The organism is Myxococcus faecalis, from assembly GCF_050039385.1.
In the GTDB taxonomy this organism is placed as follows: domain Bacteria; phylum Myxococcota; class Myxococcia; order Myxococcales; family Myxococcaceae; genus Myxococcus; species Myxococcus fulvus.
In genome coordinates this window covers 7,180,018-7,197,804 of record NZ_CP144336.1, presented here as the reverse complement: position 1 = coordinate 7,197,804, position 17,787 = coordinate 7,180,018, and the positions used below count along the sequence as shown (strand labels likewise).

The window sequence follows — 17,787 nt, the reverse complement described above, 5'->3', positions numbered from 1 at the left end:
GTCACGCCAGTCCGGACTGGAGGGCCTCGCCGTCCCCGTCCTCGTTGTCGGCCTCGCGGCGCAGCGTCTCCCACGCGAGCATCACCTGCTTGCGCGAGCTGCCCCAACGGTAGTCGCCGATGACGCCCGTCTTGCGCAGCACGCGGTGGCAGGGAATCAGCAATGCCACCGAGTTGTCCCCCACCGCGGAGCCCACGGCACGCACCGCCTTGGGTCTGCCGATGGCCTTCGCCAGGTCCTCGTAGGTCGCCACGTCGCCCGGCGCCACGCGCAGCAGCGCCTGCCACACCTGCACCTGGAACGGCGTCCCCTTCACCAGCACCGACAGCGGCGTGCGCTCACGCGGCGGCGTCTGGGGGAAGATGCGTCCGGCCCACGGCGCCGTCAGCTTCGTGGATTCGATGAAGCTCGCCTTCGGCCACTGCTCGCGCAGGGACTCCAGCGCCTCGACCTCCGACTCGCCCGTCAGGAAGTGCAGTCCGCAGATGCCTCGCTCGCAGACGGCGATGAGGCAGTCCCCGAAGGGCGACGCGTGCACGCCATGGTGAATCGTCAGGCCGTCCCCCGCGAGCTTGAACTCCCCGGGCGTCATCGCCGTCAGCGTCACGAACAGCTCGTGCAGCCGACCACCTCCGGACAGCCCCACGGCGAAGGACGTGTCGAGCACGCTGCGCCGCTCGGCCAGCAGCCGGCGCGCCGAGCTGAGCGTGTGAATCTGGAGGAAGCGCTTGGGGCTGATTCCCGCCCAGCGGGTGAACAGGCGCTGGAAGTGGAAGGGGCTCAGGCCCACGTGCGCGGCGACGTCGTCCAGCGAGGGCTGCTCGCGCGCGTGCGCATCGAGGTAGAGAATCGCCTGCTCGATTCGGGCGTAGTCGCTGTTGGCCATGTCCCGGCTCCCAATAGGTGTGTCCATCCCTGGGTATGGCCCCAGGGCCCGCGCCCTTCAACCCGGTTCTTGCGGCCATCCCCCTCCGGCTCACAGCAAGGACCGGGTCGTCCGCCCGCTGGCGGGCGCTTACAGTGTCCTCATGCGCCTCTACGACTGCGCGGCCTCCGCCAATGGCTACAAGCTGCGCCACGTGTTGTCCTGGCTCGGCCGGCCCTATGAGCTCGTCCCCGTGGACATCTTCGCGGGCGAGAGCCACACGCCCGACTTCCTTCGCCACAAGAACCCCGCCGGACGCATCCCCGTGCTGGAGCCGGAGCCCGGACGATTCCTCGCCGAGTCCAACGCCATCCTCCTGTTCCTCGCCGAGGACACACCGCTGCTGCCGCGCGACGCCTTCGAGCGCGCCCAGGTCCACCAGTGGCTCTTCTTCGAACAGAACTGCGTCGAGCCCAACATCGGCACCGCGCGCTTCTGGGTGCTCACCGGGCGCGCTCGCCTGCACCCTCCCGAGGTCCTCCGCGTGCGCGTCGAGGCCGGCCGCGCCGCGCTCGCCACGTTGGAGCGGCATCTCCAACATGAGGACTTCCTCGTCGGCGGGCGTCCCACCGTCGCCGACATCGGGCTGTATGCCTATGCGCATCTCGCGCCCGACGTGGGCCTGTCCCTGGAGGACTTCCCCGCGGTGTCCCGGTGGCTCGCGCGGGTGAAGGCCCAGCCCGGGCACATCGGTGCGCTCGCCCCGTATCCGGCGAACGCGATGGTCACCGCGCCGTGACGTGCGAGCCCGCACGGAGAATCACGTGTCCTCACGGAATCCCATGTCGGATGTCCGCCGCATGGGGTGCCAGTTCCATGGGTCGACTTGACTCGCGAGGGGTGAGCGTTTATCCGTTGGGGCCATGACGTCCTTCTTCGCCATGCGTCGAATGTCGATGACCGGTGGGCTCTCGCCCGCCTGTGTCGGCTGACGTCGCGTCCGACCCTGGCGAGCCACCGAGCCCACCCACCCGCGAGGGTCGGTGGGCTTCGTCGTTCCTGGCCCTCCCGTAGCGCCCTCGCATCACCCGCAGGAGCGCAGCGAAGCCAGTCCCGCCGTCCGTTCACTTCACACCCCACTTCCACTTCCCTCACGGGCGCACGCTCGCGCCCGCGCAGCCACCCGTCTGTCCGGAGACATCCCTTGGCTCCCCTCACTCGCGCGACCTCGCCGCGCCTCTTCGAAGTCACCGCGCCCGAGCTGACGTTGGAAGCCGGCGCTCGCATCACTCCGCACCTGGTGCGTGGTTGGTGGTGGGGCCCGGAGGACGACCTGTCCTGGCTCCAGTCCCACGCGCACCTCCTCTCGGAGAAGGAGTCCCAGGCCACCACGCCGCGACTCGTGCGCCGCACGCGCGAGGAGCTGCGCCACGCCGCCGAGCGTGCCCGTCGTCACGGCGGAGCGCGGCCCTCGACGCGCGTCCCCACCGTGCTGCTGGTGCACGCGCTCACCGGCGACATGCGCGCGGGTGGCGAGGGCGGCTGGTGGGAACCTCTCATCGGCGCGGGCCGGGTGCTGGACCCGACGCGCATGCGGCTGCTGTGCTTCAACAATCTGGGCTCCTGCTACGGCACCGTCGGTCCCGCGGATGAGGGGTTCCCCCGACGCACCGACGACTCGCGCTTTGGCCCCGCGCCCGTGCTGGCCAAGGGCGACCTGCGCCAGGACGAGCAACACCTGCCCGCCACGCTCACGCCGTGGGACCAGGCGCGAAGCATCCTCCTCGCGCTCGACGCCTTGGGCATCCAGGAGGTGGAGCTCGTCACCGGTGGCTCGCTGGGCGGGATGATTGTGCTCTGCCTCGCCGCGCTCGCGCCCGAGCGCTTCGCTCGCATGGCCCCCATCGCCGCCGCGGAGTCGGCCTCCGCGTGGGTGGTGGGACTCAACCACGTGGCCCGGCAGGCGTTGCTGCTGGACCCGGGGTTCCCCGAGTCGTCACACCGGGGCCTCGAGCTGGCGCGGCAGCTCGCCATGCTGACGTATCGCGCGGAGCCGGGATTGGACACGAACCAGCCGCGTCCCGCGACGTGGTCCTCGCGCGCGCTGCACCCGGTGCAGAGCTACCTGGAGCACCAGGGCCGCAAGCTGGAGGCGCGCTTCGACGGGCGCGCGTACCTGGCGCAGCTGGGGGCCATGGACCACCACGACCTTTCGAGAGCGCCACACGGAGGACTGGAGCGCATCCGCGCGAGCGCCCTGTGCGTGGGCATCGACCAGGACCTGCTCTTCTTCCCGCAGCACATGGAGACGCTGGCCCGGCGACTGCGTGCCCAGGGCGTCCACGCCGAGCACGCGGAGCTGTCCAGCCCACACGGCCACGATGGCTTCCTCATCGAATGGGCGCCCCTTGCGGAACTGCTTGCCCGGGCCCTCACACTGCCCTCGGGGCTCGCGCTCGCGCGCTCCGCGCTCATGGCTCGAGTCGCGGATGAGGACACTCGATGTACTCGCGCGTCATGAATCGAGCGGCCTCGCGCGCCGTGTCAGGGACGCCGTCCGCGCCCGGGTGATTCGCGGGCCCCGCGGACTCAGCCCGCCTTGCGCGGCCACACCGGGCCAATCTGGTCCTGGTGCGCGAAGATGGGCGGGTCCGCCTCGTTGGTGAAGGCGCGCAGGCGGCAGTACTCCGGATACGACGCCTGCACCGTCAGCACGTCCCCCGCGCGCATGACCTCGTCCCCCACCGGGTGGAGCTGCTCGTGGCCGTCGCGCAGGAGCGACAACGCCAGCCCACCGAAGCGATCTCGAATGGCGGAGATGTTCAGCCCCGGCAGGCCCTCGCGCGCCTCGAAGAGCGACACCACCATCAGGTGCTTTCCCAGATGGAACGAGTGGATGATGCGCGGGTCCATCGCCGCCAGCGCCATGGCGGGCGCGGCGAGCGACGAACTGGACAGGGCCTCCGCCTTGAACGTGTCGCGCACCTTGCCGCTCAAGTCCTCGTCGAACAGGCGGATGACCACGCGGATGTTCGGGTTCAACTTCCGCGCATCCAGCGCGATGTTGAGGTTCGCCAGGTCGTCGTCCGTGGCGCACACAATCGCGGAGGCGTGCTTCACGTTGGTGCGCGGCAGGCACAGCGGGCTGCGCGTGTCGTCGATGAGCAACGGCACGTTCTCGTCCCGCAGCGCGGAGACGAAGGCCGCGTCCTCGCGCTTCTCCACGACCACCACGTCCTTGTCCATCTCCTTCAACTGCGTCACCACGCGGTAGCCCACCCGCCCCGCCCCGCACACCACGACGTGGCCCTTCATCGTCTCGGTGACCACTTCGATCCACTCCTTGTCGTTCTTGTGTCGGGCGAAGTAGAGGTAGGCGAAGCGCACCACGCCGTCCGCCACCAGGGCGATGCCCGCCGGCGGAATCACCACGTTGAGCGCCTCGATGGCCCAGTCATGCACGTACGGCAGCGACGGCTGCCCGTAGAGCAGGAAGTAGACGTGGTGCAGCGCCTCCCCGAAGGAGATGGGCACCCCGTCCGGGCCGATGTAGCGCCAGTGGAACAAGAGCGGCCCCAGCACGAACAGCCCCGCCGCCAGCACCAGCGTGGTGCGGAAGCGGCGCAGCAACGCGCGCAGGTAGCGCAGGTTGGCTCTCAGGTGTCTTCGGGAGCCGAACATGGCCTGCCGCCCCTCCTCAGGACACCGGGGTGATGCCCGTCTCCGCCGCGTTGCGCGCCCGGCGCCGCTCCACCAGCCACACCAGGAAGACGCCCAGCTCGTAGCACATCAGCATGGGGCCAGCCATCAGCGACAGGTTCACCACGTCACCGGTGGGCGTGATGATGGCCGCGGCGATGAGGCAGAAGACGAACGCGTGCCGCTGATACTTGAACAGCCAGCGCGACTGCACCACGCCCACGATGCCCAACAGCGCCATCACCAGCGGCAGCTCGAAGATGATGCCGAAGGCCAGGATGAGCAGCAGCACCAGCGACAACTGCTCGTGCATCGTCAGCATGGGCCGCGTCCACCGCTCCGCCTCGTGCCGCGCCTCGCCCGCCGACAGCTCCTTCTCCAGCTTCCACAGCCCCGACAGCTCCTCGCTGCGCGTGGGCGCCACGCCCGCCAAGAGGCTCGCCGCCTCGTCCATGGCCACCGACGCCGCCACGTAGTCCTGCTTGCCGTAGGCCGTCACCGCCGCGACCTTCTTCTCCACCGCCTGCCGCAACACCGCGCGCGACTGGACACCGTAGCCGTCCGCCGCCGCGTCCAACAGCTTGCCCAGGCCATCCAGCCGCGACTTCAGCTCCACCGCCTGCGACGGCGAGCGCGCGGGCTCGGTCAGCTGCCCCTCACCTTCCGCGCGCAGCGACGCGCTGGTCTCCTTCGCGAGCACCCCCGCCCGCTCCGCGTCGCCCACGCGCAGGAAGCGCAGGGCGTCATCCGCGCGCAACCGCGCCGTGTCCAGCCGCTGCTCCAGCGCGAGCGTCTCCTCCTCGTTGAGGAGGAACTTGAACATGGAGGGCAGCACCGCGAAGTAGCAGAAGCACGCGCCCAGGATGAACGCGAGCGAGCCGAACAGGACGAACGGCGCCGCGTACTTGCGCTCCTCCGGGAAGAGCCCCGGCGAGACGAAGCCCCAGATCTGCCAGAGGATGACGGGCGTGGTGAGGAACACGCCGCAGTACACGCCCACCTTCATGAGGACGTTCAGCTCCTCGATGCCGGACGTGTAGATGAGGGCGCGGTTGCCCTCCGGCAGCGCGTCCAGCACGGGCCGCATCAGCACGCCGAAGATGGGCTTGGCGAACAGCAGCGACACCAGGCCCAGCCCGAGCACGGCCAGGGTGCACTTGAGCAGCCGCGAGCGGAGCTCCGACAGGTGCTCCATCAAGCTCATCCGCAGCTCGGAGTCGGCGAGAGGCTGGGGACTCAGGGGTCAGCTCCGTTTCGGCGCGTTGCGCGCCACCGTTCCAGGCAGCGGCGCGAGTCGAGGCAGGCCATCCGCGCCCACGCTCTCGGTGGCGGCGGACGGGGAGGAAGAAGAAGCCGGCTCGGCGGGCTGCGGCTCGGGCGGCTGGAGGCCCGGCTGGGCCTCGGCGACGGGCTCGGGGAGCCCTGGGGGCTCGTCACCGTCCAGCCCCAGCGGGGCGCGGGAGCGAGGCGCCTCCACGGAGGACGGCTCGGCGCCCGGCTCCACGGGCGCGCCGAGATGCTGTGCCCCTTCGGGCGGCAGCGCCTGGGGCGCGGGCGAGGGCGGGAAGACGGGCGTGGGACGCACCGGAGGCGGAGGCTCGCGGTTCAGGTCCTGGTCCATCGTGTAGAACTCGCGCTCCACCACGTTGCGGACCTCGTCCGTCTGGCGACGGAACTCCCGCATGAACTTGCCGATGGCACGCGCCAGCTCGGGCAACCGCTGCGGCCCGAGGATGAGCAGCGCGGCCACCGCGATGAGCACCATTTCGCCTGCGCCGATGTTGAACATGTCCTGACGGCTCTCCCCGAAGCAGCCCGGTTTATCGCGCCCCAGGCCCCCTGGCGCAACCGCTCGACGCTTCCGGACGTCCGCCCGACACCGTGGCCGGGGGACGGCCGGGCCCTTTCCAAGGGCCTGAGACTACTGGTGTGGGTGCGCCTGGGGAGACAGGGGGACGGCCAGCCCCTGGGAAGCAGGCACCGCCAGGGCGCGCGCCTGCTCCCGGGAGCGCACCTGCCGCTCCACCACCCACAACATCGGCGGCAGCGCCACCGTCAGGCCCATGCACACCCAGGCCACGCGCGTCATGCCGCCCAGGGTGCCGTCCGGCAGGTCCGTCAGGAGCTGCGCGCTGAGGAAGGCCCCCACCGCGGAGGCCATGTGCTGGATGGCGGACTGGAGCGACATGAAGCGCGCGCGCACCGGGTTGTCCGGCACGCGCGAGGTCAGCGTGTTGTAGGACACGTTGCGCACGCCCATGGCCGTCATGAAGAGCACGAAGAGCAGCGGAATCGGCAGCCAGCGCGGGTAGTCCACGAAGCCCACGTAGGTCGCCACCAGCAGCAGCACCGAGCCCGCCGTCCCCAGCCTGAAGGCGCCATAGCGGTCCACCAGCGGCCCCGCCAGCCGCAGCGTGACGAAGCTGACGATGCCGCCCACGAAGTACGGGAACCAGAGCAGGTCACGCGGGTAGCCCAGGTTCTGCTGGAGGTAGGCGGAGATGTTGGGGATGAGCACGAAGCCCGCCATCATCACCACCGCCGTCATGAGGTAGGACAGCTGCACCTCGCGGCGGCCGAGCAGCTCCAGCACGCCCACGCTCGGGGCCCGTCCGGTGGCACCCGTCAGGTGTCCGCGCATCGGCGGCAGGAAGAAGATGGCGCCCACCACCACGAGCAGGCCCAGCGCCGCGACGACGAAGAACGGCAGGCGCCAGCCGCCGTGCTCCGCCAGCTTCAGCGCCATGGGCACGCCCGCGACGGAGGCCACGGAGAACGCGCCCATCACCGCGCCCAGCGCGCGTCCGCGCCGCTCCACCGGAATCAGGTCCGCGATGATGGACAAGGACAGCGACGTGGCGGGCCCGCCGAAGATGCCCGCGGCCACCCGAGCGAGCATCAGCGTGGACAGCCCCGTGGCCAGCCCTCCCGCCGCCGTGGCCACCACCAGCCCCAGCATGGACACCGCCAGCGCCCGGCGCCGGTCATACCGGTCCAGGAAGTAGCCGCCCAACAGCCCCGCGACGCTGGCCGCCGCCGTGTACGCGCCGCCGATGGTGCCGATATGCGACGAGGCGATGCCCAGGCCCTTGGCGAAGTCGGGCCCCAGCGGCATCACCATCACGAAGTCCAGGATGTTGACGAACTGGACCGCGCCAATCAGGAAGACCACCCAGCGCTCGGACACCTGTCGCTCTGTCGGCATGTCCTCCTGTCCTTAAGCCATTCGCGGGCCGCGCGCACGGCTAGACACGGAAACGGCGCACCTCGCCCCGGAGGATCTCCGCCTGCCGCTGGAGGTTGTCGATGGCCTCCTCCAGCTGCTTGACGGAGCGCGTCTGGTGCTCGGAGACGCCCTTGATGGTCTCCACCGCCTTGAGCACCTGCTCGCTGCCCTTGGTCTGCTCCTTCTGGGCGCGGTTCAGGTGGGTCACCATCTCGTTGATGCTCTCGATGGAGCGGGTGATCTGCTTGCTGCCGTGCGCCTGCTCCTGGCTGCTGCGCTGCACGTGGGCGGTGAGCGTCTTCATCTTCTCCGCGCTCTTCATGATCTGCTCGCCGCCCTTGGCCTGCTCGTTGGATGCCTTCGAAATCTGCTGCACCGTCTCGCTGATGCGGTGGATGGAGGCCGTGACCTGCTTGCTGCCGCGGGCCTGCTCCACGGTGGCACGGGCGATGGCCTTCACCATCTGCGTGGACTTCTGGGTGCTGTCGTTGATCTTCCGCAGCGCCCCTTCCGCCTCGCGGCCCAGCTGCACGCCCTCCTCCACGTTGCGCGCGCCCTGGTTCATCACCACCACGGCGTTGCGGCTCTCCTCCTGGATGCTGCGGATGAGCTCGGCGATCTCCTTGGTGGACGCGCCGGTGCGCTCGGCCAGGTCCTTGATCTCCTCCGCCACCACCGCGAAGCCCTTGCCGTGGTCGCCGGCCTGCGCGGCGATGATGGCCGCGTTGAGGGCGAGCAGGTTGGTCTGCTCGGCCACGTCGTCGATGACGTTGAGGATGTTGCCAATCTCGGAGATGCGCCGGCCCAGGCTGTCGATGACGTCCGCGGCGGCGCGGCTGGAGCCCTTGATGCGGTCGATGCCGGTGAGCGTCTTGCGCAGCGCCTCCACGCCCGTCTGCGCGTCGTCGAAGACCTGCTCGGACAGGCGCGCGGTCTCCTTGGCGTTGGCCTCCACCTGACCGATGGCCGCGTCCATCTGGCTGATGGCCGAGGACGTCTCCTCCGTGGAGGCGGACAGCTCCTGGATGTTCTTGGCGACCTCCTTGATGGAGAAGGTCATCTCTTCAATCGCGCTGGTGGTCTCCTCCACGCTGGCGGCCATGGCGGTGACGTTCTCCGCCACCTCGTCGTTGGTGGCGGCCATCTCCATGATGGAGGAGCTGCTCTCCTCGGCGCTCTGGTAGAGGACCTCCACGTTCTCCGCGATGCCGCGCAAGGACGCCATCATCTCCACCATGGAGGAGGACGTCTCCTCCACGCGGGCCTGGACGGTGCTGGCGCCCGAGGACACGGTGGTGCCGGTGCGGTGGATCTGCTCGATGACACCGGCCACCACGTCCGACACGCCGCGCACCCGGCCCAGCGTGTCGCGCCAGCTCTGGGCGATGCGGTTGAGCGCCTCGGCGAGCAGGCCCAGCTCGTCGCGCGAGCCCACGTCCACGCGGCCCGTCAGGTCCGCCTCCGCGAGCCTCCGCGCCATGGTCATCATCGCGTCCAGCGGCACCAGGATGAACGCGCGCGAGATGAAGAAGGCCACCACCAGGAAGAGCGCCAGGCCGATGCCGAACGCCAGCAGCACCACGTGCCGCAGCGAGGTGACGACCTCCTCCAGCGAACTGAAGTTCACCGCCACCAGCACGTGGGCCGGCCCCTCGTGCAGGGACACCGGACGGACGCTGGCCTTGTTGCCGTTCTCGAAGACGGCGCCGTCCAGCGTGGCGGGGTCCTTCGACGGCTGCTCGCGCAGGTTGTTGAGCAGCCACCCCTCCGCGCTGGGGGGATGCACGGCCTGCACGCGGCCATCCGGGGTGATGAGGGCGATGAGCGCGAAGTCGTCGTCGCCGCCGTGGAGCGTCTCCAGGAGGGGCGGCAGGATGGTGAGGGAGAGGTTGGCCAGGTCACGCGACGCCTGGAGCGCCTTGTCGTCGCCGTGCTTCGTCAGGCGCGTCTCCAGGAAGTCCTCCACCCGGGACGGGACGACGAAGTAGAGCGTCCCGAGGATGAGGGCGAGCACCACGGCGAAGGAGCCGAGCAGGATGCTGCGCAGGCCGGGTTTCTTGAAGCGCGGAGCCAAGGCGGGCCACTGTAGGAATGGAAACACCGGCAGGGCAAGAACCGGGGTCAGGCCCCTCGGCCGCCCCTCCGCCCGGCGGGAGCCTGACATCCCCGCGCCTGGATGCGTAAGGTCCTACCCTGATGAAGCCCACCCTGCTGCTGACCGACCCCCTCTTCCTCAAGCACGACCCGGGAGAGGGCCACCCCGAGTCCCCCGCGCGCCTGCAGCGCATCCTCGGGGTGCTCGCGAGCACCCCCGTGCGGGGCACGGTGATGGGCTCGCCGCGCTCCGCGACGAACGAGGAGCTGTTGGCGGTGCACACCCCCGCCCTGCTCGAGCGCCTGCGCCAGCTCAACGGACACACCGCGCGCATCGACGCGGACACCGTCGTGTCCCCGGACAGCGTGGACGCGGCGAGGCTGGCGGCGGGCGCGGCGGTGCAGTCCGTGGAGGCGGTGATGGCGGGCCAGGCGCGCAACGCCTTCGCGCTGGTGCGTCCGCCGGGGCACCACGCGGAGCCGGACCGCGCCATGGGCTTCTGCCTCTTCAACAACGCGGCCATCGCCGCGGAGGCCGGGCGGCGGCTGGGCGCCGAGCGGGTGCTGGTGCTCGACTGGGACGTGCACCACGGCAACGGCACCCAGGCGGCCTTCTGGGGCCGGCGTGACGTGATGTACCAGTCGGTGCACCAGTTCCCCTACTACCCGGGCACCGGCGCTTCCCCCGAGGTGGGCCAGGGCGCCGGCGAGGGCTACACCGTCAACGTGGGCCTGCCGGGCGGCAACTCGGACGCGGACTACGGGATGCTCTTCGAGGAGCTGCTGCTCCCCGTGGCCGAGGCCTTCCGTCCCCAGCTGGTGGTGGTATCCGCGGGGTTCGACCCGCATCAGCACGACCCGATTGGCGGCATGGACGTCACCGAGCGTGGCTTCGCGGCCATGTGCTCCTCGCTGCGCTCGCTCGCCGAGCAGGTCTGCGATGGCAGGCTCGTGCTGCTGCTCGAGGGCGGCTACTCGCTGGAGGGGCTGTCGCAGTCCGTGCACGCCTGCGTCGAGGTGCTCGCCGGCCGCTCCGACAGCTTCCCCACCGGCGACACGCACACCGACGCGCGGGAGGCGCTGCGTGAGAGCCGACAGGCGCTCAAGCCGTACTGGAGCGCGCTGTCCTAGTTCGCCTCGGCGGGTCTCCGGAGTCCTCCGCCTCGCGGCCCCGAGGGCTCCGGCGGCTTCGTCCGCGCCGGACGCTCACCCCGCTCCTCCGCCGAAGCGCGGGCGTCGTGGGACAGGCCGAGCATGAAGGCGAACATCAGGCCCAGCACCAGCTGCAGCGCGACCAGGAGGATGTCGAACACGCGCGCGTCGTCCCCCTGCCCCGGCACGCCGAGCAGCGCGAGGATGGCCCGCGTCCCGATGAACCCGGGCGCGAGCTGCAACAGGCCGGGCATGATGAGCGTGGATGAGAGCCGCTCGGGCATCCGTCCGTAGAGCTGACCCGCGATGCCCAGGATGAACGCGGAGACGAGTGGGCTGCCCCGGTCTCCCAGCACGCCCTTGGTGAGCTCCTGGATGCCCCACGCGAGCAGCACCGCGCCCACAATCCACGGCGTGTCGCGACGGCGCGCGGACATGCACACCGTGAGGGCCAGGCCGCCCACCGCGATGATGGGCAGCACCGCCGTGTGTGGCAGTGACTGCGCGCGGAGCTGGAGTGGCAGCGGCCCGAAGAAGCGCCACAGCGTGGCCGCGGCCATGATTCCCACCGCCAGCATCAAGAAGCGCAACAGGCCATAGGTGAGCCGTGACAGTCCCGCCTCCACGGACTCTCCCACCAGCTCCGCCGAGCCCAGCGTCACCACCATCGCGGGCACCAGCAGCGTGATGCCCCCGAAGAGCGCCCGCGCCGCGTCGAACGACGGCAGGACGAACGTCAGCCCGAACGCGAGCAGCGTGCCGAGGAACGCGCCGAGGAAGCTCTTCTGCAGGTCCACACGCATGGAGCGCAGCGTGCCGAAGTGGATGGCTCCCGCGAGCACGCCCACGACGAGCCCCGCCACCAGCTCCCAGAGGCCGCCTCCCACGCGCACGGCCACGGCGCCGCCGTACACGCCATAGGCGAGCAGCACGAGCCACTCGGGGTGGGCGGGATGCGGCGTCATGATGCGGTCCAGTTCGGCGCGCGCGCCCGGCACGTCGAGCCGCCCGCGGGCAATCGACTCCGACAGGAGCAGGAGCCCGGCGGCCCGGCGCAGGTTCCAGTGGGGATTGAAGGGCAGCCGCTGGATGTCGACACGGCGGGCCGCGCCGGAGCGCACCTCCGTCACCGCGAGCGTCTGCAGCGTGAAGACCTCCACCTCCAGCCCCCACGCCCTCGCCGCGCGACGCACGCGCTGCTCCACGCCGAAGGCCGGCACGTACGACAGGTGCAGCGCCCGCGCGAGGTCCAGGAGCACCGCCACCGTGGCGTCCTCGCTCGAGGGCATGTCGTCGGTTCGAGCGTCAGTCATGCGGGCACGGCCTCCCCTGGCATCGAACCATCGTCGCGGAGCGCACGCGTGCGAGGACTCCGACACCTGCCACTCGAGGTGAGCGCCCTCGCGCTGGACGCACACCCCGCCCTCCAGGGTGACTCGACGGCTCGCTCGCCGCGACGCCCTCGGGCAGGCGGAGGACTCGCGACGGCCTGAGTCCAAGGGCATCGACGCCTGGGGCGAGCCCTTCACCGTCCGCCGGGCCCCGCTCGCGTTCGACCTGCGCGCCGACCCGCTGGTGCGCTCCGAGGACGCCGTCGGCTACCAGGCCTGGCTCATCGACCACGCGTTCTACTTCGTGCCCGCGCAGCAGGCCGTGGCCCGCTTCCTCTCGACGTTCCGCGAGTTCCCCCGCGCCAGCGCCCGTCGAGCTTCTCCGTGGACCAGGTGATGGAGAAGCTGGAGCAGGCCCCGTCCGGCCTGCACTGAGGAAGTGACGAGAAGGGCCCGCGCGCTCGACCTGGCGCGGGCCCGGTTCCTCATGCGTGCGGCGAGTCCCCTTCGGCAGAGGCCGCGAAGCGGGACACGGCCCCCAGCAGGCGCTCCACGTCCACGGGCTTGCGCAGGTAGTCGTCCACGCCGAGCGCAATCACCTCGCGCGCGCTCACGCCCTGGCCGGAGATGACCACCACGGGGATGGAGGCGAGCGAGGCATCGGCGAGCTGCCGGTCCCGGAACTCCCAGCCGTTGCCGTCAGGCATCATCAGGTCCAACAGGATCACGTCCGGTCGCTCGCCTCGCCCGAGCAGCTCCAGCGCCTCGCGGCCTCCTCGGGCCAGGAGCACGCGGTGCCCCTCCAGCTCGAGCACGTCCTTGAAGGCCATCAGGATGTCCGGGTCGTCATCGACCGCCAGCACGCAGTTGAGCATGGTCGAGCCCCTCCTCCTGACTCAAGGTGAGGACGCGCGGCGCACACGTCATCACCCCCACGCCCGGGCCTCCCCCAAAGGCCGCCGCGCGTCGGCGTGACGACACCTCGCGCCCGCCATTCCCACCAGCCGGGCGAGGCGGCGCTCCAGCGTCCGTGGACTTCTGGCGGTTCCACCGGGCGACTTGGATTTGTGTCCCCCCTTCCTCTTCAACCATGCGAGAAGCACCCTCGCGGCCACCTCACGAGGAGACACCATGGCGGAGATGAGCTACCGGACGGCGCTGGTGACGGGCGCCTCGAGCGGATTGGGACGCGGACTGGCGCTCTGGCTGGCCCGGCGGGGCCTGCGCGTCTTCGCGGCGGGCCGGCGCGTCCCCCAGTTGCAGGCCCTGGCCGCCGAGGCCCAGGCCGCAGGCGCCACCGTGGAGCCCGTGGAGCTGGACGTCTCGCGCGCGGAGCCGCTCATGGAGAAGCTGCGCGAGCTCGACTCGGAGTGCGGCGGGCTGGACCTGGTCATCGCCAACGCGGGCGTCGGCGGCGTCACGCACGGCAAGCGGCTGGAGTGGGACAAGGTCCGCTCCATCATCGACACCAACGTCACCGGTGCGGTCGCCACGCTGACAGCGGTGTTGCCGAGCATGGTGGAGCGCCGGCGCGGTCACGTGGTGGGCATCTCCAGCCTCGCGGCGCACCGGGGGCTGGCGGGACACGCGGCGTACTCGGCGTCGAAGGCGTTCCTCGGCACCTTCATGGAGAGCCTGCGCGTGGACCTGGCGGGCACCGGCGTGTGCGTCACCTGCATCTTCCCGGGCTTCGTGAAGAGCGAGATGACCGCCGCCAACCACTTCCCCATGCCCTTCCTGATGGAGACGGACGCGGCCGTGGAGCTGATGGGCTCGGCCATCCTCCGCGGTGAGACGGAGGTCTCCTTCCCGTGGCAGTTGGCCATCCCGTCCAGGCTGGCGAAGGTGCTGCCCAACCCCCTCTTCGACGCGGCCGCCCGCCGGCTGCGCTGAGGTCCCATGTCCTCGACGACTCCCCCGTCCTTCGCCCAGCGCTTCGCCCGGCTCGCCGACGAGCGCTCGCCGTTCTGCCTCGGGGTCGACCCGTCGCGGGACCTGCTCAACCGCTGGGGACTGCCCGACACCGCGCAGGGGCTGTCCGACTTCTGCGAGCGCATCGCGGAGGCCGCCGGTGACAGCGTGGCGGTGGTGAAGCCGCAGAGCGCCTTCTTCGAGCGCCACGGCCCCGCGGGCCTCCAGGTGCTCCAGAAGCTGATGAAGCGCTTCCAGGCCGCGGGCTCGCTCGCGCTGCTGGACGTGAAGCGCGGCGACATCGGCTCCACGATGGATGCGTATGCCGAGTCGGTGTTCGGCCCGGACAGCGCCTACCAGGCGGACGCGGCGACGTTCACCGCGTACCTGGGGCTGGGCGCGCTGGTGAAGACGATTGAGCGGGCGCGGGCGTCCGGCGCCTGCGCGTTCCTCGTCGTGCGCTCGTCGAACCCGGAGGGCACCTCGCTCCAGAAGTCGAAGGGCGAGGATGGACGCACGGTGGCCGAGGCGCTGGCGGACGGCCTGCGCGAGCTGAACGAGAAGGCGGGCCCGGGCGTGCTGCCCGCGGGCGCGGTGATGGGCGCCACCCTGCCCGACTCGGACCGGAGCGTCATCGAGCGGCTGGGCGGCGCGCTCCTGTTGACGCCGGGCATCGGCGCGCAGGGCGCGGGCTTCGACGACCTGAAGCGGCTGTTCGCGGGTCGCGAGGCGCAGGTCATCCCCACCGCCACGCGCTCGGTGCTCGAGGCGGGGCCGGAGGTCGGTGCGCTGCGCGCCGCGATTCTCCGCCACGTGGAGCCCGCGCGCCGCTTCCGCCAGGGCGCCTGAAACGACTCGGGCCCCGCGTCCTCCCGGAGGAGGCGCACGGGGCCCAAAGACTCGCGCGGCGGGGACGGGCGCTACTGCGCGCCCATCATGAACTGGTCCACGTCGACGGTGTTCTTGTCGGGCACGGCGTCCTTCGGCTCGGTGCCCTTCTTGAAGAACATCAGCTCGGAGTTCTTCGAGCCCGCGGGGGCAATCTTCCCCGTCTTCTTGTCGATGTGCAGCCGGACCAGGTCCATGGACTGCCACGGGTAGAACTCCGACTGCGGCCGGCCCTCCAGCGCGCGCTTCATGTAGTTGAGCCAGATGGGCAGCGCCGCGCGACCACCCGTCTCGTAGCGGCCCAGCGGATGCGGGTTCAAGTCGTACCCCACCCACGCCACCGTCACGAGGTCGCGGGTGTACGCCGCGAACCACGCGTCGAACGAGTCGTTCGTCGTGCCCGTCTTGCCGGCCGCGGGCTTGCCCAGCCGCGTCGCCGGGCCACCGGTGCCCTGGAGCACCACGCCACGCAGGAGGTGCGTCAGGATGAAGCCCACCTCCGGGCTCATCACCTGCTCACCGGGCTCGAACAGGCGCGCGTAGCCGGCGGCCACGCGGTCCTGCAGGGGCGCCCACGCGTCGTCGAACGCGGTGTGGTCCTCCAGCGTGCGGCCCCAGCGGTCCTCCACCTTGCGCACGAAGTACGTGGGCTTCTTGCGGCCGTAGCGGTTGAACGTCGCGTACGCGTTGGCCAGGTCCACCGGATACACGCACGACGAGCCGAGCGCCGCGGAGAAGTCCATGTTCATGGGCGTGGTGATGCCGAGCTTCGTGCTCCACGCCGCCATGTTCTTCACGCCCACCGCGCCGAAGGTCTTCACCGCGGGGATGTTCATGGAGTTCACCAGCGCCGTGCGCAGCGTCACGTCGCCCACGAACTCCTCGCTGTAGTTGGCCGGCTTCCAGGACACCTTGTTGTCCGGGTCGTGCTCGACGATGGGCGAGTCGACGATGACGGTGGCCTCCGACCAGTTGAGCTGCTCGAGCGCCGCCGAGTACACGAACGGCTTGAACGAGGAGCCCGGCTGACGGCACGCCTGGAAGGCGCGGTTGAACTCGTTGTCGTCGAAGTCGTAGCCGCCCACCATCGCCGTGAGGTACTGGCGGTGGGGGTCCACGGACACGAGCGCGCTCTGGGCCTCGGGCGTCTGCTCCAGCCGGAAGAGCTTCACGCCCTCGGCGGGGATGTCCTCGGCCAGCTTCTTGTCCCACTGCTCCTTGTCGTCGGTGAGGTCCTTCTTCGTCACGTGGCGCACCACGACCAGGTCGCCCACCGCGATGGCCTTCTTCACCGACGAAATCATCATCGCCGGGTAGTAGCCCTCCGGGTTCACCTTGCGCGCCCAGCGCATGCCCAACAGCGGCAGCCGCGCCGTGTGCGGCCCCACCTGGATGTCCGCGCCCTTGCCGTCGTCATCAATCTTCGTGACGGCCGCCACGTACAGCCGCCCCTCCACGAGCTCGTCCTGGCCCATGGCCTTGCGCGACTTGTCGAGGAAGACCTTGAGCTCGTCGGCCGTCAGCTGCTTCACCGGCCCGCGCCAGCCCTGGCGCTTGTCGACGGACAACAGGCCCTCCATCACCGCGTCCTGCGCGGCGCGCTGACGCTCGCTGTCCATGGTGGTGAAGATCTTCAGGCCCTCCTTGAGGAGCACCGGGTTGCCGTAGCGGTCCACCACGTCCTTGCGGACCTGCTCGACGAAGTACGGGGCGAACTCGTGGAAGACGTCCTCCACGGGGAACACCTTCACCGCCTCCGCGTTGGCCGTGTCGTGCTCGGCCTGCGAAATCATGCCCTCGTTCAGCATGCGGCGCAGCACGTAGGCGCGGCGCTTCCTGGCCGCCTCCGGACGCAGGAACGGCGAGTAGCGGCTGGGCGCCTGGGGCAGGCCCGCGATGAGCGTCATCTCCCCGAGCGTCAAATCCCGCACGTCCTTGCGGTAGTAGTTCTCCGCCGCGCTCTGCACGCCGTAGCTGTGGTGCCCGAGGAAGACGTTGTTCAGGTAGAGGTAGAGGATCTCCTCCTTGGTCAGCGACTGCTCCAGCCGGAGCGCGAGGATGGCCTCGCGAATCTTGCGGGTGAGCGTCTTGGCCGTGGCGGACTTGTAGCCCTCGGCGGAGATGAGCACCGCCTTCGCGGTCTGCTGCGTCAGGGTGGAGCCACCCTGGATGCCGCCGGAGCGCAGGCCCAGCTTGGAGCCGATGGTCTTGAACGCCGCGCGCGAGGTGCCCAGCACGTCCACGCCGAAGTGGTCGAAGAAGCTGGAGTCCTCGCTGGCGATGAAGGCCTGGACCAGGCGCTTCGGGATGCGCTCGTAGGGCACCACCTTGCGCCGCTCGTTGTAGAACTCGCCGGCCAGCACCGCGTCGTCGGTGTAGACCTCCGTGACGATGGGCGGCCAGTACTCGTCCACCTTGGGGATGGCGGGCAGCCCGTCCGCGTACACGTAGTAGATGGCGACCAGGCCCACCGCGCCCGCCGTCGCGCCCGTCAGCGCCAGCCACCCACCCAGCTTCAGCAGCACCTTCCACCAGCGGCCCGGGGGGACCCCCTTCAGCACCAGCTTCGAGCGGCTGCGGTCAGTCGTCTTGGAGTCGGACATACGTGTTTCGAAACCTCG

At 70.5% G+C, this 17,787-nt stretch carries 15 protein-coding genes; 6 read left to right on the top strand and 9 right to left on the bottom strand.

What is annotated here, in order from left to right; translation table 11 throughout:
- Position 1 precedes the first annotated feature (1 nt).
- Positions 2-886, bottom strand: coding sequence for a bifunctional transcriptional activator/DNA repair enzyme AdaA (locus VZQ01_RS28955; RefSeq protein ID WP_223748517.1), 885 nt, complete (start codon positions 884-886; stop codon positions 2-4).
- A 142-nt stretch (positions 887-1,028) separates the two neighbouring features.
- On the opposite strand from VZQ01_RS28955, the gene VZQ01_RS28950 reads away from it, so the two are divergent.
- Both VZQ01_RS28950 and VZQ01_RS28945 read left to right on the top strand, forming a co-directional pair.
- Positions 1,029-1,664, top strand: a complete 636-nt coding sequence (locus VZQ01_RS28950) for a glutathione S-transferase family protein (protein ID WP_267699732.1) — start codon at positions 1,029-1,031, stop codon at positions 1,662-1,664.
- 405 nt (positions 1,665-2,069) lie between these two features.
- Positions 2,070-3,386, top strand: a complete 1,317-nt coding sequence (locus tag VZQ01_RS28945; protein WP_426745254.1) for an alpha/beta fold hydrolase — start codon at positions 2,070-2,072, stop codon at positions 3,384-3,386.
- A gap of 68 nt (positions 3,387-3,454) precedes the next feature.
- Here VZQ01_RS28945 and VZQ01_RS28940 read toward each other — a convergent pair whose 3' ends face one another.
- The 5 genes from VZQ01_RS28940 to VZQ01_RS28920 all read right to left on the bottom strand — a co-directional run bounded on the left by VZQ01_RS28940 (position 3,455) and on the right by VZQ01_RS28920 (position 9,864).
- Positions 3,455-4,546: a potassium channel family protein gene (locus VZQ01_RS28940; protein WP_223748514.1), complete on the bottom strand. Its 1,092-nt coding sequence runs from the start codon at positions 4,544-4,546 to the stop codon at positions 3,455-3,457.
- A 16-nt stretch (positions 4,547-4,562) separates the two neighbouring features.
- Positions 4,563-5,768, bottom strand: a complete 1,206-nt coding sequence (gene tatC / locus VZQ01_RS28935; RefSeq protein WP_223748513.1) for a twin-arginine translocase subunit TatC — start codon at positions 5,766-5,768, stop codon at positions 4,563-4,565.
- A 39-nt stretch (positions 5,769-5,807) separates the two neighbouring features.
- On the bottom strand, positions 5,808-6,353 hold the full coding sequence (tatB, locus tag VZQ01_RS28930) for a Sec-independent protein translocase protein TatB (RefSeq protein ID WP_426745253.1): 546 nt from the start codon (positions 6,351-6,353) through the stop codon (positions 5,808-5,810).
- A 132-nt stretch (positions 6,354-6,485) separates the two neighbouring features.
- Positions 6,486-7,769 (bottom strand): MFS transporter, encoded by a 1,284-nt coding sequence (locus VZQ01_RS28925; protein ID WP_223748511.1) that lies wholly within the window; start codon positions 7,767-7,769, stop codon positions 6,486-6,488.
- Positions 7,770-7,809: 40 nt separating this feature from the next.
- Positions 7,810-9,864, bottom strand: coding sequence for a methyl-accepting chemotaxis protein (locus tag VZQ01_RS28920; protein ID WP_223781679.1), 2,055 nt, complete (start codon positions 9,862-9,864; stop codon positions 7,810-7,812).
- A 122-nt stretch (positions 9,865-9,986) separates the two neighbouring features.
- Here VZQ01_RS28920 and VZQ01_RS28915 point away from each other — a divergent pair, with 122 nt between their 5' ends.
- Entirely contained in the window at positions 9,987-11,015 is a 1,029-nt protein-coding gene (locus VZQ01_RS28915; RefSeq protein WP_223781678.1) for a histone deacetylase family protein, read from the top strand.
- Here the strand turns inward: VZQ01_RS28915 and VZQ01_RS28910 are convergent.
- Positions 11,012-12,349 carry a threonine/serine exporter family protein gene (locus VZQ01_RS28910; protein ID WP_223781677.1) on the bottom strand — a complete coding sequence of 446 codons (1,338 nt, stop codon included), beginning with the start codon at positions 12,347-12,349 and terminating at the stop codon, positions 11,012-11,014. The genes VZQ01_RS28915 and VZQ01_RS28910 overlap by 4 nt on opposite strands.
- 118 nt (positions 12,350-12,467) lie before the next feature.
- Here VZQ01_RS28910 and VZQ01_RS28905 point away from each other — a divergent pair, with 118 nt between their 5' ends.
- The gene (locus VZQ01_RS28905; RefSeq protein ID WP_223748507.1) at positions 12,468-12,764 is read left to right on the top strand and encodes a hypothetical protein; all 297 of its coding nucleotides are present in this window, start codon (positions 12,468-12,470) and stop codon (positions 12,762-12,764) included.
- Between the two features lie 88 nt (positions 12,765-12,852).
- On the opposite strand, the gene VZQ01_RS28900 is transcribed toward VZQ01_RS28905, so the two are convergent.
- Complete coding sequence (locus VZQ01_RS28900) at positions 12,853-13,242, bottom strand: response regulator (protein ID WP_223748506.1); 390 nt, start codon at positions 13,240-13,242, stop codon at positions 12,853-12,855.
- A 256-nt stretch (positions 13,243-13,498) separates the two neighbouring features.
- Here VZQ01_RS28900 and VZQ01_RS28895 point away from each other — a divergent pair, with 256 nt between their 5' ends.
- Both VZQ01_RS28895 and pyrF read left to right on the top strand, forming a co-directional pair.
- Positions 13,499-14,260, top strand: a complete 762-nt coding sequence (locus tag VZQ01_RS28895) for an SDR family NAD(P)-dependent oxidoreductase (protein WP_426745252.1) — start codon at positions 13,499-13,501, stop codon at positions 14,258-14,260.
- A gap of 6 nt (positions 14,261-14,266) precedes the next feature.
- Positions 14,267-15,127, top strand: coding sequence for an orotidine-5'-phosphate decarboxylase (gene pyrF, locus VZQ01_RS28890; RefSeq protein ID WP_267699726.1), 861 nt, complete (start codon positions 14,267-14,269; stop codon positions 15,125-15,127).
- Positions 15,128-15,198: 71 nt separating this feature from the next.
- On the opposite strand, the gene VZQ01_RS28885 is transcribed toward pyrF, so the two are convergent.
- Entirely contained in the window at positions 15,199-17,769 is a 2,571-nt protein-coding gene (locus tag VZQ01_RS28885; RefSeq protein ID WP_426745251.1) for a penicillin-binding protein 1A, read from the bottom strand.
- Positions 17,770-17,787: the final 18 nt, after the last annotated feature.

Bases quoted from the DNA above. Each gene is read 5' to 3' on its own strand.
- VZQ01_RS28885 (WP_426745251.1), bottom strand. From the start codon at position 17,769: ATGTCCGACTCCAAGACGACTGACCGCAGCCGCTCGAAGCTGGTGCTG.
- VZQ01_RS28910 (WP_223781677.1), bottom strand. From the start codon at position 12,349: ATGACTGACGCTCGAACCGACGACATGCCCTCGAGCGAGGACGCCACG.
- VZQ01_RS28950 (WP_267699732.1), top strand. From the start codon at position 1,029: ATGCGCCTCTACGACTGCGCGGCCTCCGCCAATGGCTACAAGCTGCGC.
- VZQ01_RS28915 (WP_223781678.1), top strand. From the start codon at position 9,987: ATGAAGCCCACCCTGCTGCTGACCGACCCCCTCTTCCTCAAGCACGAC.
- pyrF (WP_267699726.1), top strand. From the start codon at position 14,267: ATGTCCTCGACGACTCCCCCGTCCTTCGCCCAGCGCTTCGCCCGGCTC.
- VZQ01_RS28925 (WP_223748511.1), bottom strand. From the start codon at position 7,769: ATGCCGACAGAGCGACAGGTGTCCGAGCGCTGGGTGGTCTTCCTGATT.
- VZQ01_RS28900 (WP_223748506.1), bottom strand. From the start codon at position 13,242: ATGCTCAACTGCGTGCTGGCGGTCGATGACGACCCGGACATCCTGATG.
- VZQ01_RS28940 (WP_223748514.1), bottom strand. From the start codon at position 4,546: ATGTTCGGCTCCCGAAGACACCTGAGAGCCAACCTGCGCTACCTGCGC.
- tatC (WP_223748513.1), bottom strand. From the start codon at position 5,768: ATGAGCTTGATGGAGCACCTGTCGGAGCTCCGCTCGCGGCTGCTCAAG.
- VZQ01_RS28895 (WP_426745252.1), top strand. From the start codon at position 13,499: ATGGCGGAGATGAGCTACCGGACGGCGCTGGTGACGGGCGCCTCGAGC.
- tatB (WP_426745253.1), bottom strand. From the start codon at position 6,353: ATGTTCAACATCGGCGCAGGCGAAATGGTGCTCATCGCGGTGGCCGCG.
- VZQ01_RS28955 (WP_223748517.1), bottom strand. From the start codon at position 886: ATGGCCAACAGCGACTACGCCCGAATCGAGCAGGCGATTCTCTACCTC.